Origin of the sequence: Leptolyngbya sp. NK1-12, assembly GCF_032598965.1 — a bacterium.
Lineage (GTDB): Bacteria > Cyanobacteriota > Cyanobacteriia > Elainellales > Elainellaceae > Elainella.
Genome location: NZ_CP053586.1, coordinates 20,419 through 37,877, shown reverse-complemented (window position 1 = coordinate 37,877; position 17,459 = coordinate 20,419). Strand labels below are relative to the sequence as shown.

The window sequence follows — 17,459 nt, the reverse complement described above, 5'->3', positions numbered from 1 at the left end:
AGCTAAAGTAGATAGGAGAAACCCATGAAATTCAGTTTATTCTATTTTGACGGAGATGGTTCCAGTACACAAACCGATAAGTATCGGTTACTAATGGAAAGTGCCCAGTTTGCCGATCGCCACGGATTCACTGCCCTTTGGACTCCGGAACGCCACTTTCACACCTTTGGAGGACTTTATCCCAATCCAGCCATTACCAGCGCTGCGCTTGCCATGATTACGCAACGGGTACGGCTGCGGGCCGGAAGTGTGGTGGTGCCACTGCATGACCCGATCCGGATTGCCGAGGAATGGGCGATGGTTGACAATCTCTCGCACGGACGGGCGGAAATTGCCTTCGCTTCTGGGTGGACCGTCGCCGATTTTGTCCTATCGCGGGAACGGCATACTAATCGCAAAGCCGTCATGTGGCGGGACATTGATACAATTCAGCGGCTCTGGCGCGGTGAGTCGATTGAACGACAAGACAGTGCCGGTAAGACCTTTACGATTCAAACCCTCCCCAAACCGATTCAGCCAGAGCTACCCATCTGGATTACCTGTCAATCGAATGAAACCTTTATAGAAGCAGGCAAACTAGGCGCGAATGTGCTAGCGTCGCTGCTGGGTAGTACTTTGGACAGCCTTGCGCCTAAAATTCGGCTATACCGCGAGGCACGACAACGACAGGGCCATGATCCAAAAACTGGAACAGTAGCAATGATGACCCATACATTTCTGGGTGCAGATCTGGCTACAGTCAAAGCGCAAATCAAGCAGCCATTTTGTGAATACTTGAAGAACCACTATGATCTACTAGAAAATTTAGCTAAAGGAATGGGATTAAATGTTAGCTTGAAAAACTTCTCTGAAGACGATATTGATAGTCTGCTGGAATTTGGTGTAGAGGGATTTATGAATGGTCGATCGCTGATTGGTACCCCAGAAAGCTGTCAGGAGTTTGTCGAACAAGCTAGAGAAGCGGGTGTTGATGAGATTGCCTGTTTGATTGATTTTGTCCAAAACTCAGACTCTGTCATGGCAGGATTGCCTTACCTGAAACAGTTGATGCAACGCTGTCAGGAGCGAATGGTGAGTCATGTATAGCGAAGATATCACCGCATTACAGCAACGCATCGCCGCCCTTCCTCCAGAAAAGCGGGCCTTGTTCGAGCGGCTGTGGGCAGAGCTGTGGGCAGAGCTGTGGGCAGAAAAGATCTCTAAACGCGAAAGCCTAGCACCTTTGATCGCCAAACAGTACCATTCAGGCGATTGTCCCCTCTCTTTTGCCCAGGAGCGACTGTGGATTTTACATCAGCTTGAACCCGCTAATCCGGCTTACAACATTGCCCTACTCTGGCGGTTGGATGGAGTGCTCAGTATTCCTGCTCTCCAGCAATCCTTTAATCAGATCGTAGAACGCCACGAGAGCTTGAGAACGGCATTTGGTGGGGTCGATTTGCCGATTCAGAAAGTTCAATCAAATCTAACGCTCTCTATTCCAATTATTGACCTGCGAGCATTACCAAATTTTCAGCAAACTCATATTATTCAGCATCTATGTCAGCAAACCGCCAGTGAACTTTTTGACTTGACTCAAGCGCCACTATTGCGTATCCGGTTACTGCAAATTTCCGATCACCAAACCGTTTTGATTCTGGTACTGCACCATCTGATCGCCGACGGCTGGTCACGGGGTGTACTGCTGCGGGAGCTAACTGCACTCTACAAAGCTAACCTGACTGGGCAATTGCCCCAACTTGCGGCTCTGCCAATTCAATACAGCGACTTTGCCGTTTGGCAACGGCAGCAAGACTTTACCACCTCATTAAATTATTGGCAGCAGCAGTTGGCTGGTCTTCAACCCCTGGAACTGCCCACCGACCATCCCCGTCCGCCAATTTCCCAGTTTCGCAGTGCCACCAAGTCCCTGTCGCTTTCTCCTCAGCTTCTGGCAGGCTTAAAGACAATCAGCCATGAGGCAGGAACCACCCTGTTTATGACCCTGCTGACGGCCTTCAAGATCCTCCTGCACCGCTACAGTCAGCAGATTGATATTGCCGTGGGTGTACCAGTTGCCAATCGCCATCCAGCAGAAGTGGAGCCGCTGATCGGCTTTTTTGTGAATACGATTGTGCTGCGAACTCACCTATCGGGCAATCCCAGTTTTCGCGTCTTGCTGGAACGGGTGCGGCAAGTAACCGCTAGCGCCTATCAGCATCAGGATTTGCCGTTCGCCAAACTCGTGGAAGCACTGCATCCACAACGCCATCTCAGTCAGAATCCGTTATTCCAGGTGATGTTTCAGGTTCAGAATCAGAGCTATGAGCTGCAAAACGCCCTCACCCCCGATCTGGATCTGCCAGACCTCAGCCTCACCCAGGATTGGCTGGATACAGGCTACACCAAATTTGATATAACTTGGCATCTGATAGAACGTTCAGAAGAATTATTGGCGGTAATTGAGTATCGCACAGATTTGTATGAGCCGGATACGGTGGTGCGAATGTTGGGACATTTTCAAGTTCTACTAGAAGCTATTGTGGTTAATCCACACCAAAACATTTCTGAACTGCCGATTTTGACAGCTTCCGAGCGCCAACAGTTGCTGATTGACTGGAACCAGACGCACCGAGATATAGGATTGAATCCGTTTCTGCCCGATCAATTTGAGCTTCAGGTTGCCCAAACGCCAGACCGAATTGCCGTGGTATACCAGGATCAGCAGTTGACTTATCAGGAGCTGGATAGCCGCGCCAATCAGTTGGCCCATTATTTGCAGGCTCAAGGCATTAGCACGGAATCCCGCGTGGGCATCTGCATGAGCCGATCGCCGGAAATGATGATTGCACTGCTGGGTGCTCTCAAGGCAGGAGCTGCCTACGTGCCGCTCGATTCCAGCTATCCCATAGAACGGTTGAGCTGGATGATTGAGGATGCTCAGATTGATTTACTGTTGACACAAACTGACATTAATTTAACCATACTCTCGAATATAGCCTGTCGCTCTTGCACTCTTGGTCCATACCTCGATTACCATTGGCAGCCTATTGCCAGCTATCCAGCCTATCCCCCCAAGCGGACCCTCAGCGGTTTGAACCTGGCCTACCTGATCTACACCTCTGGTTCGACAGGCAAACCCAAGGGCACGATGCTCACCCATGCCGGACTCAGCAACTATCTAGATTGGTGTCTACAAACCTATTTCAGCGGCAATTCGCTCTCGAATCAATTTGGTGCACCTGTGCAGTCCTCCATTAGCTTTGATGCCACCATTACCAGCCTGTACCCGCCGCTGCTGATCGGGCAATCCATTGTGCTGCTGCCAGAGCAAACCGAATTGGAGTCCCTAAACCAAGCATTAGCGCTTTACCACTTTAGTATTCTGAAGCTCACGCCTGCTCATCTCAAGCTCCTCAGCCAGTGGCAAGCTAGTTCTGATCTGCGATCGAATCCTTCGGATCTGCAAACCAACTGTCAGGCCACCGTTGTGATTGGCGGCGAGGCACTAACCGCAGCACATCTCACGGACTGGCGTAGCCTTGCTCCCCATAGTCAATTCATCAACGAATATGGTCCGACGGAAACGGTGGTCGGCTGCTGTGTCTATACAATTCCTGCCGATCTGGATAGCTCTCGCACTGCATCTATTCCGATTGGACGCCCTATCTACAATACGGAACTCTACATTCTCGACAGTTATTTTCAGCCTGTACCGATTGGTGTTCCTGGTGAGCTATACATTGGCGGCATCGGAGTAGGACGCGGCTATTTCCATCGACCTGACCTGACCGCCGCACGCTTTATTCCAAATCCGTTTCTTTCTAGTAACGCCTCTGATACTCGTCTCTATAAAACCGGCGATCGGGCGCGATATCTAGCAGATGGCACGATTGAATATCTGGGCCGCATCGATCAGCAGGTAAAGCTGCGCGGCTTTCGGATTGAGCTAGAAGAAATTGCGGCGCTCCTTGAACAGCATCCCTTGATCCAGACTGCAACCGTGACCGTAAACACCGATCGTCTCGTCGCTTATGTCATGTTGACTAGCGAGCAGTCTCTAGCATCCCCCTCAGAGCTGCTGACAGCATCTTTGCGGCAAGAGCTGCGCCAGTTCCTCCAGTCCCAACTGCCGGACTACATGCTGCCGTCGCTGTTTGTCGCTCTATCCGCGCTACCGCTGACGCCCCACGGCAAACTCGACCGCTCGGCCTTACCAGATCCAGATATATTCACAGTTGCATCTACTGAGTCATCTATATTATCGGAATTATCGGAGCTTGAAGTGCATCTGATGCAGATCTGGAGCGAATTACTCGGTGTTCCCGTCACAATTAACGATAATTTCTTTGAGCTGGGCGGTGATTCGATTCTTAGCCTGCAGGTGATTGCTAGAGCCAAACAGGTCGGGATTCAGCTCACCCCGCGTCAGCTCTTTCAATATCAGACCATTGCTGAACTCGCGGCTCAGGTCAACCTGACCCCAACCAAAACAGAATCGACCCCAGAGCAGGCATCTGTAACAGGTCCAGCACTGCTGACTCCGATTCAGCACTGGTTGGTAGCGCAGCAACTACCCCATCCCGATCACGTCAATCAAGCGGTGCTACTAGAGGTCGTTCCAACGGTGTCAGCCGCCTACTTACACCAAAGCCTGACCCATCTCTGGCAACATCACGATGCGCTGCGGTTACGGCTGGACTCATCCAATCATTCCAGTCCGCATTCTGCTTTATATTCTAATCTACGCTCACTCCATGTGGCACTGGAAACACCCATATGCTTCACTGTCGTGGATCTGTCCGACCTGCCGCTGGCACAACAAACGGTAACTGTGACGCAGATGACGGCTGCATTGCAAGCTAGCTTGGATCTATCCCATACACTTTGGCGTAGCGTTTTGTTTCGCATGGGGAGCAACCAACCCGACCGACTGCTGCTGATTTTGCACCATTGGATTATTGATGGTATTTCTTGGCGGATTCTGTTGGAGGATTTAACCAGCGTCTATGCTCAGATCGAGCAGGGTCAACCGGTTCAATTACCGTCCAAAACCGCAGCCTTCCGAGATTGGGCCGCAGCCTTACAAACGCAGGCAAACTCCGCAGCGATTCACGCTGAATTGAACTACTGGTTATCCCAATCGCCAACACTGATGTTGCCACTAGAGGATACAAACTCAAACATCTACGGCAATACAGAAGAGATTCAGCTAGCGCTGGAGATGGAACCGACACGCCAACTCCTCGAAGCAGTAGCAAAATTCTACCGTGCACGCACCGAGGAACTTTTACTGGCGGCCTTGATTCAGGCTATGCGGCCGTGGCTCGGTCGTGGCACCCTGCTAGTTGACCTGGAACATCACGGTCGCAACGAGCATATCGATCTGGATGTGTCGCGCACGGTAGGCTGGTTTACCACGATTGCACCGATTGCCTTCCAGATCAGCGCGCAGCCGTTGGTTGACACACTCAAACAGGTAAAAGAAACACTGCGGCAAGTTCCCCAGCATGGTTTGAGCTATGGCCTATTGCGCTATCTCAGTTCAGAGGCCGAGATCCGAACGCGCTTAGCCCAATTGCCTTCGGCCCAAATCAAGTTCAACTACCTCGGATCGATCGATCTGCCGATACAGCCATCATCCCTCCTCCTCGGTTGGGCGAGAGAACCCGTGGGACCACTCAACAGCCCGCTGAACCCACGCCCCTATTGGCTGGAAATCAACGCCTGGATTGCTCAGGATCAGCTCCACACGCGCTGGGTCTACAGTCGTCCCTATCGCTCCACGATCGAACCTGTGGCTCAAGCCTACCTACAAGCCCTGACCGCCCTACAGCAACCCCAGCCAGCCCCCTACACCCCCTCCGATTTTCCCGCCGCTAAACTTAACCAAAAGCAGCTCGACCAACTGATGCGCAAACTTCAGCCAGGGAGGTCGAGTCATGACTAGTTTAAATCCTGCTAATGCTATGAATCCTGCTGCGAATCATCTTGTGGATCTGTACGAGCTATCCCCGATGCAGCAGGGAATGCTGTTCCACTCGCTTTATGCGCCGGAATCAGGACTGTATATCGAGCAGCGCTGTTGTCAAATTCAGGGAATCAACCTGGCCGCTTTTAAGCAGGCTTGGCAGCAGGTGTGCGATCGCCATGCGATTTTGCGAACCGCGTTTGTTTGGGAGGAATTGGACAAGCCGCTACAGGTCGTCTATCAGTCTGCTGAACTACCCTGGCTGGAGCAGGATTGGCGCGGGCTATCGGCAGTCGAGCAACAAAACCAGCTAGCCACTTGGTTGGAATCTGACCGCCAGCAGGGATTTGTCTTGAATCAAGCGCCCCTGATGCGCTGTGCCTTGCTGCAAATCGCTGACGATACCTACAACTTTGTCTGGACGCATCACCATCTGCTGCTCGACGGTTGGTGTAACGCGATTCTGCTGCAAGAGGTGTTCGCTTGCTACGAAGCTGCCTGTCAGGGGCGATCGATAGTGCTGCCCCAGCCTCGCCCCTATCGGGATTACATTCTTTGGTTACAGCAGCAGGATATGGCTCAGGTCGAGCAGTTTTGGCGTCGCTTGCTGCAAGGATTTACCACGCCTACATTCCTCCTAGATGCGATCAGTCAATCTACTCTGGTTCATACTTCTGCGATATACACCGAACAACAGCTAATTTTCACGCCAGCTACAACGAGTGATTTACAAACCTTTGTGCAGCAACATCACCTGACGCTCAACACGGTAATTCAAGGCGCTTGGGCGATTCTATTGAGCTGCTATAGTCAGGCTACGGATGTGCTGTTTGGCATGACGGTTTCGGGGCGTCCACCCGATCTAGACGGAATTGAACGGATGATTGGGCTGTTCATCAACACGGTGCCGGTTCGCGTCCAGCTTGATCCAGAAACACCGCTGGTGCAATGGCTACAGCAACTCCAATCCCAGCAGGCGGAACAGATTGCCTATTCCTACAGTCCGCTGGTTGATATTCAAGCCTGGAGTGATGTGCCCCAGGGTACGCCGCTATTTGATAGCCTGCTTATATTTGAAAACTATCCTACTTCTATCACCGCAGCATTACAAACCTATCAACAGCAGCATACGTCGCTTTTGCAAATTAATCCCCTGCCAGTCGTCAGTTCAGCCCCCCAAACTAATTATCCCCTGACGTTAACAGTGTTACCCGGCACGGCATTAACACTACAAGTTAGCTATGACAGTCAGTGTGTTTCTGAGCAATCTATGCAGCGGCTTCTGGGACATCTACACACCCTTCTGGCCGCGTTTATTTGCTCCCCTGAGCAGCCACTGTCGAGGATATCAATGTTGACGCAAGCAGAACAGCAGCAGCTTTGGCAGTGGAATCAAACTTATGGGCAGTATGACCTGCTCAAACCAGACCAAATCACTGCTGTTCACCAGTTGATTGCCACTCAAGCCGAACGCATACCCGACGCGATTGCCTTAGTCCACCAAGAGCAGCAGTTAACCTATGGTGAACTCAACACCAGAGCCAATCAGTTAGCCTATTGGCTGCACCAGCGAATTGAGGCTGAGAGCAGCGCTCCAATTGGCGTTTGTCTCGATCGCAGCCCGGAGCAGATTATTAGCCTGCTAGCGATTCTGAAAGCCGGAGCCGCCTATCTACCGCTCGATCCCACCTATCCCCCGGAGCGTCTCGCCTGGATGCTTGAGGATGCGCAGGTGCAGCTTGTTTTAACTCGGTCGGAAATGGTGCAGCGAATTCCCGAATTGCAGCAACGGCAGGTGTTTCTGTGGGACAGGCTAGGGCCACGATTTCAGGCTGACAGTTTCGACGATCCGGCTGTTCCGGTCAGGCTCGATCAGTTGGCCTATGTGATCTACACGTCCGGGTCCACAGGACGGCCCAAAGGAGTGATGATTCCCCATCGAGCCTTGCTAAACTACACGCTGGCCGCCTGCCAGAAGTTTGAGCTAACGCCCCGCGATCGCGTGCTGCAATTCGCCTCGATTAGCTTCGATACCGCCGCTGAAGAAATCTTTCCGACGCTGCTGGCTGGCGCAACGCTGGTGCTGCGAACAGAGGAGATGCTGCAACCGGAGAACCTGCTGCAATCCTGCTGCAATCAGCAGCTTACCATTTTGGATCTACCGACCGCCTACTGGCATCTGTGTATCCCAACGTTCACACAAGCATTAACATTGTCATCGCTGCCTTCTAGCCTACGGTTGATGATTATTGGCGGAGAAGCCGCTGCCCTCGATCGCATTCTGGCATGGCAGCAAATCGGCATTCGGCTACTCAATACCTATGGCCCAACCGAAACCACGATCGTCGCCACTTGGTGGGAGGTGCCGCTGCAATCTGAACCCAATCTAGTTGCGGTTGGATGGCCCATTCCCAACGGGCAGGTCTATGTACTCGATACGTTTCTCAATCCCGTACCAATTGGCGTCGCAGGCGAACTTTACATTGGTGGAGCCGGTGTGGCTCAAGGCTATCTGAATCAACCTCAGCTAACAGTAGAGAAGTTTTTACTCAATCCATTCACCGATTCATCGACTTTCGATGCACTACAGTCTCCCTATCTTTACAGAACCGGCGATCGAGTGCGCTATTTACCTGATGGCAACCTGGAGTTTCTGGGCCGATTGGATCATCAGATCAAACTGCGCGGCATCCGGGTTGAACCGGGCGAAATCGAAGCGTGGCTGGAACACCATCCGGCTGTGCAAACGGCCATTGTGACGCTGCAATCAATCAATCAGTTCCCCGACCAATTCCCTGACCAATCACCCGATCAATCATTCTCTGAACCGCAGTTGGTTGCCTACTATTTACCCACTGCCGTATCGTCTACTAACACTTTGCCTACACCGAGCGATTTACGGCAATTTCTATCGCACTATCTACCGCTTCAGATCATTCCTGCTGCGTTTGTGCCGCTAGAGACCCTGCCTCTCACCCCCAGCGGTAAAGTGGATCGGATGCGCTTAGCCGCCTCTCCCCTACCGACCGAAGCGATCCAGCCAGACCGCCCCAGCCGCCCCACCACCCCAACCGAGGAACTGCTGCTTGGAATTTGGGAAACGGTGTTGGAACGATCGCCAATAGGGCTGTATGATTCCTTTTTTGAACTCGGCGGACATTCACTGCGTGCAACTCAGGTGATGTCTCGAATCCGGCAAATCCTTCAGGTAGAAATTCCGTTGCGATATTTGTTTGAACAGCCGACAATTACCGCCTTGGCCCAGACAATTGAGCAGTTCAGAGCAGCCAAAACACCAGCGGATACCGCACGGATTGTGCCGCTTGTTCATGGCACCTCCCTCCCCCTCTCCTACGCCCAACAGCGCCAGTGGTTTTTAGCCCAGCTAGAGCCTGACAGTCCGCTCTACAACATTTCATCCGCTGTGCGGATCATGGGTGAATTGAATCCTGTCATTTTGCAGCAGAGTTTCGAGCAGATTCTCAGCCGCCATCAAGGGCTACGCGCCGGTTTCTGGACTGTGGGAGGGCAACCCGTGCAGCAGATAGTGCCCCTGTCGCTGGAGATGCCCTGCCTTGATCTGAGTGAATTGCCAGAGCAGGTCCAAACTCGACAAGTGCAACAGTTGACTGATAGAGCAGCCAAACAGCCCTTTGCTCTCGATCAGCCGCCGCTATTGCGCCTCAAACTTCTGCGCCTGAACGCCTCAAACCATATCCTCCTGCTGACGCTGCACCACATCGTAGCCGATGGTTGGTCGCTTGGAATTCTGGTCCAGGAGCTGGCTGTCCTCTATCCCGCTCTCCAGCGAGGAGAAGCTGCTCCGCTGCCGCCCCTGCCGATTCAATACGCCGATTTTGCCGCATGGCAACGCCGCCAAGATTTCGCAGAGTCGTTAGCCTACTGGAAAACCCAGCTTCAAGATGCGCCCGTGCTGGAATTGCCCACCGACTATCCCCGGCCAGCGGTTCGCAGCCTACGCGGAGCAACCCACCGCTTCCAACTCTCGCCTTCCCTCACCCAAGCGCTGCATCAATTCAGCCGTCAGATGGGCTGTACCCTATTCATGACGCTACTCACTGGCTTCAAGATTCTGCTGCATCGCTACACCGACAGCGACGATATCGTAGTGGGAACGGTAATTGCCAACCGCAACCGCGCCGAGCTAGAGGGATTAATCGGCTTCTTTGTCAACACACTAGCCCTGCGCAGTAATTTGGCGGGCAATCCCAGCCTGGAAACCGTGCTGCATCAAATTCGAGCCACCGCCCTAGCCGCCTACGCCCATCAGGATCTACCGTTTGAACAATTGGTGGATGCCCTGCAACTCCAGCGTTTGCTCAGCCATACCCCGCTGTTTCAGGTCATGTTTGTGCTGCAAAATGCTCCCCTGCCTGAGATCGAAATTGATGGCCTTACCTGGACGCCGATGCCGAGTGATAGCGGTACTGCTAAGTTTGACCTCACCCTCTCGATGCAGGAAACAGCAGGAGTGCTGGATGGAACGTTAGAGTATAGCTTAGACCTATTTGCCGCCGAAACAATTGAACGCATGGCAGGACACTTCCAAAAGCTACTGGAAGACATTGTTGTCAATCCAGAACAGCGGCTCTCTGATTTGACGATTTTAACGTCTGCTGAACAGAAGCAGATATTTAGTTTATATAACATTAGCCAAGTAAAAAATAGTCAATCTATTCAGTCTTCTAGCATCCATCAGTTATTCGAGCAGCAAGTTGAGCTAACTCCTGACGCAATTGCCTTAGTGCATCAAACAGAACAACTTAGCTATACAGCACTGAATCAAGCCGCAAATCAACTTGCTCATTACCTGCAAGCGCACGGTATTTCTCCGGGAGAACCGATCGGCATCTATTTGGAACGCTCTACCGACCTGATCATCAGCATTCTAGCCGTTCTCAAAGTCGGATGTGCCTATCTGCCGCTGGATCTAAGCTATCCAACCGAACGACTGGCATTCATCCTAACCGATGCGCAGGTCAACTGGGTGCTGACTCGTTCCGATTTACCCAAGCCGCCCCTAGAATTCCCGATGCGGCCCATCTACCTGGATGCGGACCGATCCCTGATCGCTAACTCCAGTACGCGCAATCCAGTAAAACTCGTAACTAGTGAACATTTAGCTTACATCATGTATACCTCCGGTTCTACTGGAACACCCAAGGGAGTTTGTGTGCCCCATCGCGGTGTTGTGCGGTTAGTGCGGCAGCAAAATTATGTGGAATTGACCAACGAAACTCTGCTTCAGGCTGCCCCGATTGCCTTCGACGCTTCCACATTCGAGATATGGGGCGCTCTGCTAAACGGCGGTCGTCTCGTTCTGTTGCCCACCCAGCAGCCCGATCTAGAACAACTCGCCCAGACTATTGCTCAGTATCAAATTTCTACCCTGTGGCTCACCGCCGGACTGTTTCATCTCATGGTCGAAGAGCAGATGGCTAGCCTCCAACCCTTGCGGCAACTCTTGGCAGGCGGCGATTCCCTGTCGTGTCAGCATGTGCAGCAGCTCACCCAAACCTATCCCCATATTCGCTTCATCAACGGTTACGGCCCCACAGAAAACACCACCTTCACCTGTTGCCATACCGTTCGAGCCGAAGCAGATGATTTAGCTAAATCCCCCTCAGACAGGGAGATGCCAGCACCCAATTCAGTTCCCCCCTTAATAAGGTGGGAGTGTGTGCAGGAGGGTATTCCCGTGACGCTGATGATGCCAGCACCCAATTCAGTTCCCCCCTTATTAAGGGGGGCTAGGGGGGATCTCAACCCCGTCCCCATCGGTACTCCCATTTCCGGCACAGAAGTTTATATTCTCGATCGCTATCTTCAACCTGTTCCCGTTGGCATTCCCGGAGAACTCTACACTGCCGGTTTGGGATTGGCACGGGGCTATCTCAATCGACCCGCGCTAACGGCTGAAACATTTATCCCCAATCCGTTCACTCCTGCATCTCGACTTTATAAAACTGGCGATCGGGTTCGCTATCGTTTAGATGGCATCATCGAATATCTCGGGCGATTTGATCAGCAGGTAAAAATTCGCGGCTTTCGGGTAGAACCGGGCGAAATCGCCGCTCTGTTACAGCAGCATCCAGCCATACAGACCGCAGTTGTTGTGCCTGTGGCCGAAGCAGGATCAAAGCGCCTGATCGCCTATGTTGTGCCTATTGAACTTAACGCTGCTATCGATTCGGCTAGTTTACGCGACTTCCTCAAAGCCAAACTTCCCGATTATATGCTCCCAGCCGCGTTTGTCTGGCTCGATACTCTGCCCCTAACCGCCAATGGCAAAGTAGACCGGCGTGCACTCCCCTTGCCTACTGCCCCTACCCCCCGCACCACTGCACCCCGCACCGCCACCGAAACCACACTCTGCCAAATCTGGACCTCTGTGCTGGGTAGACCAGTCGGCATCGATGACAATTTCTTTGAGCAGGGCGGTGATTCAATTCTGGCAATTCAAATCGTCAGCCGCGCCCATCAGGCCGGATTCACAATTACCCCCAAGCAGGTGTTTCAATACCAGACGATTGCTGAATTAGCTGCCGTGATCGATCAATCAGCGAGTCGAGCACCTGTGTTAGCTGAGCAGGCACTCGTGACGGGTATCGTGCCGCTGACCCCCATCCAGCACTGGTTTTTTGCGCAGGCATTGCCCCAGCCGCATCATTACAATCAGGCGGTGTTGCTTCAAGTCAAAGCACCTCTGAATCGAGTTTGGCTAGAACAAACCCTTGCCGCCCTACTCCAGCATCACGATGCCCTGCGAGCGCAATTTACCGTAACTGAAACCGGCTGGCAGCAGCAGATTACCTCACCATCGGACCAACTGCCGCTGATCGAAATTGACTGGACGGAACTGTCAGCCACGCCATTTGTTGGTCTCAGTGAACATTCCAATGAACAACAGATTAAACCATCAATTGCAGAAAAAATTACACAATCCATTGAACAGGCTGCGCAGCCGCTTCAGGCCAGCTTAGATCTGGGATCACAATTAGTGCAAGTTGCTTGGTTTAGGCTAGGTCAGCCCGATGGCGATCGGTTGCTATTCATCGTGCATCATCTTGTTATCGATGGTGTATCCTGGCGAATTCTGCTGGAGGATTTCCAAACCATTTATCAACAGCTCGCTCAAGGAAGAGCACCCCAGTTACCCGCGAAGACGACCTCTGTGCAACAATGGGCAGAACGATTGCAGTCCTATGCCAACTCGGATGCGATCCAGCCACAATTTGCCTACTGGAATGCCTTCTCTACCAATCCGGTTCATTTACCCGTTGATTTTCCTGCTGGCGAAAATACGGTTGCCACCAGTGAGCAGATCCGCATCATGTTCTCGATTGAACAAACACAAATGCTTTTAACCGCAATTCCAAAAGCCTACAGTGCCCGAATTCAAGAGGTTTTACTGAGGGCATTGGCGCAAACCCTGAGTGAATGGAGCGGGCAATCGTCATTCCTGGTGGACGTGGAAAGCCACGGTCGTGATCATCCTTGGGAGGATATTGACTTGTCTCGCACGGTCGGTTGGTTTACGACAATTTCACCGATTTTGTTGACAGTAACGGGAAACCAAATTGAAGCTAATTTACAATCAATTAAAACCCAAATTCGCACTGCTCTAGATTATTCTTTTGCCTATGGAACTTTACGCTATCTGAGCACGAAGTATGAATTACCTAATTACCCACAAGCTGAAGTAAGTTTTAATTACTTGGGGCAATTTGACATAGCCCAATTTGACATAGCCCAACTCGATACAGAAAAATCTAACGCCTCTATCCCTGCTGCAACCGCACCCCTGCTAGAGCGCATCCAGCAACCACTCGGCTCGACTCAGAGCTTGCTGCAACCGAAGCACTATCGTCTGGAAATTAATGGTGCCATCAGTGCTGGGCAGCTTTATTTGGACTGGAGCTACAGCCGCGACCAATACCATCACTCTACTATGTTGCATCTCACGCAACGGTTTCGAGCCTACCTGTTGGATTTGATTCAGTCTAGTCAGAGCGAGTCTGATCAAACCTCTCAGGCGGGTGACAATCCCTCTGATGTGGCTCTTGTCGAGCTTGATCCATCCCAGCTAGCAGCCGTGTTAGCGCAGGTTGCGTTTGAACCCATCAATATTGCAGATGAACCGGGAGGTAATTCATGATGCCGCCAGTCGCCCAGCCCCCAACCCCAATCGCCGATATCTACCCCCTGTCACCAATGCAACAGGGAATGCTGTTTCACAGTTTGCTTGCGCCCCAGTCGGGGGCCTATGTCGTGCAGGTCTGCTTTGAACTCCACGAGCCATTAGCAGTCGATCGGTTTGAGCAGGCGTGGCAGCAGGTGGTGGATCGCCATCCCATCCTCCGCACGGCCTTTGCTTGGGAACAGCTCGAACAACCGCTGCAAGTGGTGGGGCACAGCGTCAAATTGCCGCTCCAACAACTCGACTGGCAATCTCTCACCGCCGCCGAGCAGCCGATCCAGCAGCGTGCTTTATTGCAGCAACAGCGCATCCAGGGCTTTCAACTGAACAGAGCACCCCTGATGCGGCTAACGCTGATTCAGAAGCAGCCTTCCGTTTACACTGTGATCTGGAGCTATCATCATCTGCTGCTAGATGGCTGGTCGGTGCCGTTACTGCTGCAAGAGGTGCTGGCCTGCTATCGCGGCTTGGACTTGCCGCCAGCCTACCCGTACCGCCACTACATTGCCTGGTTACAGCAGCAGGATCAACAGCAAGCAGAGCAATTCTGGCGACAGACGCTACAAGGCTTCCTGACTCCGACTCCATTTGGGATTGACCGCGTTGCCAATCGCATCACCGAGCAAATTGCCCCTGCCATACACCCTGCCATATACCAGGAGCAGCAACTCCAGCTCTCTCCTCAGCTCACAGCTCGCTTGCGGTCCTTCACCCAACAGCAGCAGCTAACGTTGAACACCCTAGTGCAAGCTGCCTATGCCCTGCTGCTCAGCCGCTACAGTGGCGCAACAGATGTCGTGTTTGGGGTGACTTGTGCCGGTCGCCCAGTGGATTTACCCCAGGCTGAGGCGATGATTGGGCTATTCATCAACACGTTACCAATGCGGATCAAACTTGCTCCCCAGCAGCCAATCCTGCCCTGGTTACGGCAAATTCAGCTTCAGCAGTTAGACCTGCGGCAATACGAATATAGTTCGCTGATTGATATTCACCGCTGGAGCGATATACCTCGTTCGCTGCCTTTGTTTGAAAGTCTGCTGATTTTTGAAAACTATCCAATCAACCCTGATTTAAAATCAGCAATTGCCAGCCTGAAATCGATTCAAACCAGCGAGCAAACCAATTATCCTCTTAGCCTCTATGTAGTTAATGATGCGGCGATCACGCTAAGAATTCTCTACGACTCGGAACGCTTTTCAGCCGAGAGCATCACGCGAATGCTGAATCACCTGGAGATTCTGCTGGATCAGTTAACGGTAAACCCAAATCAACACCTCGGTGAACTGAATATCCTGACGAAAGCAGAACAGCAGCAGATAGCTCAATGGAATGCCACTGAACAGGTTTTGACAGAGCCAAACTTGATTCATGAGTTATTTGAAACTCAGGTCGAGCAGACACCCGATGCAATTGCCCTTGTATTTGAGGATCAACAGTTTTCCTACGAAATACTGAATCAGATAGTGAATCAGCTAGCGCATTATTTGCTGACGCTGAACGTAACGTCAGGTGCTCCGATTGGCCTGTACCTGAACCGATCGCCCGCCATGCTGATCGCGCTACTAGCTGTGCTCAAGGCCGGAACCGCCTACCTTCCCCTCGATCCTGCTTTCCCAGCCGAGCGGCTTCAGTGGATGCTGCAAACTGCCCAAACGACGGTGCTGCTGACCGATTCCTCGTTGCCTTCTCTAGCCGCCGATTCAACTGCCGATTTAACCATCTGCCATCTCGACCAATTCCAGCCCGCCGCCTACCCAACCACCAACCCGTCGAGGGTGATTCACCCTAATCAGCTTGCCTATCTGCTCTATACTTCCGGCTCGACTGGACAACCGAAAGCCGTGCAAATTTTGCACAAAGCCGTAGTCAACTTTTTGCGATCGATGCAGCTCGCTCCGGGTCTCACATCCGACGATACCCTGCTGGCCGTAACCACCCTGTCTTTTGACATCGCCGCGCTAGAGCTACTCCTGCCGCTCACGGTTGGGGCCAAGCTAGTGATCGCGCCCCAGAACCTCGATCCGCAGCTTTTAATCAACCAGCTCGATCGCCACAGTATTTCTATCTTGCAGGCGACTCCTGCCACTTGGCGACTGCTGCTGTTGGGCGGTTGGTCAGGTCATGCTCATCTCAAAGCCCTCTGCGGCGGGGAAGCACTCGATGCTGATCTAGCTGCCCAATTGCTAGAGCGCGTGCAACAGTTGTGGAATTTATACGGACCCACCGAAACCACGATCTGGTCTGCCGTACAGCAGATCACACCCAGCGACGCCACAACTGGCTCCATTCCGATCGGTCGCCCGATTGCCAACACCCAATTTCATGTTTTGGATGCCCAACTGCAACCCGTCCCGATTGGCGTGATCGGAGAGCTTTATATCAGCGGCATCGGCTTAGCGCAAAGCTATCGTGAGCGCCCCGACCTGACTGCCGAACGGTTTATTCCCAATCCCTTTGCTTCTGCCTCCCGGCTCGATTTTCGCCTCTACAAAACCGGCGACCGCGTCCGTTACCGCCCCGATGGTACCCTAGACTACCTGGGGCGCAGTGACTACCAAATCAAACTGCGTGGCTTTAGAATTGAACTCAGCGAAATCGAAGCTACCCTGATGCGGCATCCAATCGTGCAGCAGGCCATTGTACAGTTGCATCAGGATCGCCTGATCGCCTATGTGACGCTGACTGAAACGCTGACTGAAACCACCGCGCCTGTCCCGCCTCTCGAAACCAGCCTGCGACACTTTTTGTCGAACCAACTGCCCTCCTACATGCTGCCCTCCAGTTTTGTGCCGCTAGAGTCCTTTCCCCTTACCACCAACGGCAAAATCAACCGCCAAGCCTTGCCAGATCCCCACCCCACCCCGACCGCACCCCATGCCCCACCCCAAACCAGCATCGAACAAACCATCGCCCAGATCTGGCAACAAATCCTGAAATTAGAGCAAATCAGCATCCACGACAACTTCTTTGACCTAGGCGGCCACTCCCTCCTGCTCGTCCAAGCCCATAGTCAGCTTCGCGCCCACTACCCCAACTTGCCACTACTCGACCTCTTTCGTTACCCTACCATCAGCAGTCTCGCCATCCACCTCAGTCAGCCCACCCCCACCTCGCCACCCTCCCAATCCCCTCAACAACTCCAAGCTGGAAAAGCCCGTCAACAGCAACGAAGGCAGAGGGTAGGGAGTCAGGAGCCAGAAGTTAGCCACCAGCCGTAAACCAACCCACCTCCCCCACCCTCGATTCAAACTATTGCTCCACAGCAGCAAGCTACAAACCTCAGCCCCT

General features: G+C 52.6%; 4 protein-coding genes. All 4 read left to right on the top strand.

The genetic code is table 11. The annotated features are described in order from the left end of the window. Nucleotides 1-24 precede the first annotated feature (24 nt). The 4 genes from HJG54_RS00040 to HJG54_RS00025 are packed head-to-tail and all read left to right on the top strand — an operon-like array spanning nucleotide 25 to nucleotide 17,389. Entirely contained in the window at nucleotides 25-1,086 is a 1,062-nt protein-coding gene (locus tag HJG54_RS00040; RefSeq protein ID WP_316432633.1) for an LLM class flavin-dependent oxidoreductase, read from the top strand. Then, nucleotides 1,079-5,929, top strand: coding sequence for a non-ribosomal peptide synthetase (locus HJG54_RS00035; protein WP_316432632.1), 4,851 nt, complete (start codon nucleotides 1,079-1,081; stop codon nucleotides 5,927-5,929). Before HJG54_RS00040 ends, HJG54_RS00035 begins: the two co-directional genes overlap by 8 nt. Beyond that, the gene (locus tag HJG54_RS00030; RefSeq protein ID WP_316432631.1) at nucleotides 5,922-14,129 is read left to right on the top strand and encodes a non-ribosomal peptide synthetase; all 8,208 of its coding nucleotides are present in this window, start codon (nucleotides 5,922-5,924) and stop codon (nucleotides 14,127-14,129) included. The genes HJG54_RS00035 and HJG54_RS00030 overlap by 8 nt, the downstream gene beginning before the upstream one ends. Next, a complete protein-coding gene (locus HJG54_RS00025; RefSeq protein WP_316432629.1) occupies nucleotides 14,126-17,389 on the top strand; it encodes an amino acid adenylation domain-containing protein in 3,264 nt (1,087 codons plus the stop codon). Before HJG54_RS00030 ends, HJG54_RS00025 begins: the two co-directional genes overlap by 4 nt. Nucleotides 17,390-17,459 lie beyond the last annotated feature (70 nt).

Coding starts and splice junctions, on each gene's coding strand:
- HJG54_RS00040 (WP_316432633.1), top strand. CDS start 25: ATGAAATTCAGTTTATTCTATTTTGACGGAGATGGTTCCAGTACACAA.
- HJG54_RS00035 (WP_316432632.1), top strand. CDS start 1,079: ATGTATAGCGAAGATATCACCGCATTACAGCAACGCATCGCCGCCCTT.
- HJG54_RS00030 (WP_316432631.1), top strand. CDS start 5,922: ATGACTAGTTTAAATCCTGCTAATGCTATGAATCCTGCTGCGAATCAT.
- HJG54_RS00025 (WP_316432629.1), top strand. CDS start 14,126: ATGATGCCGCCAGTCGCCCAGCCCCCAACCCCAATCGCCGATATCTAC.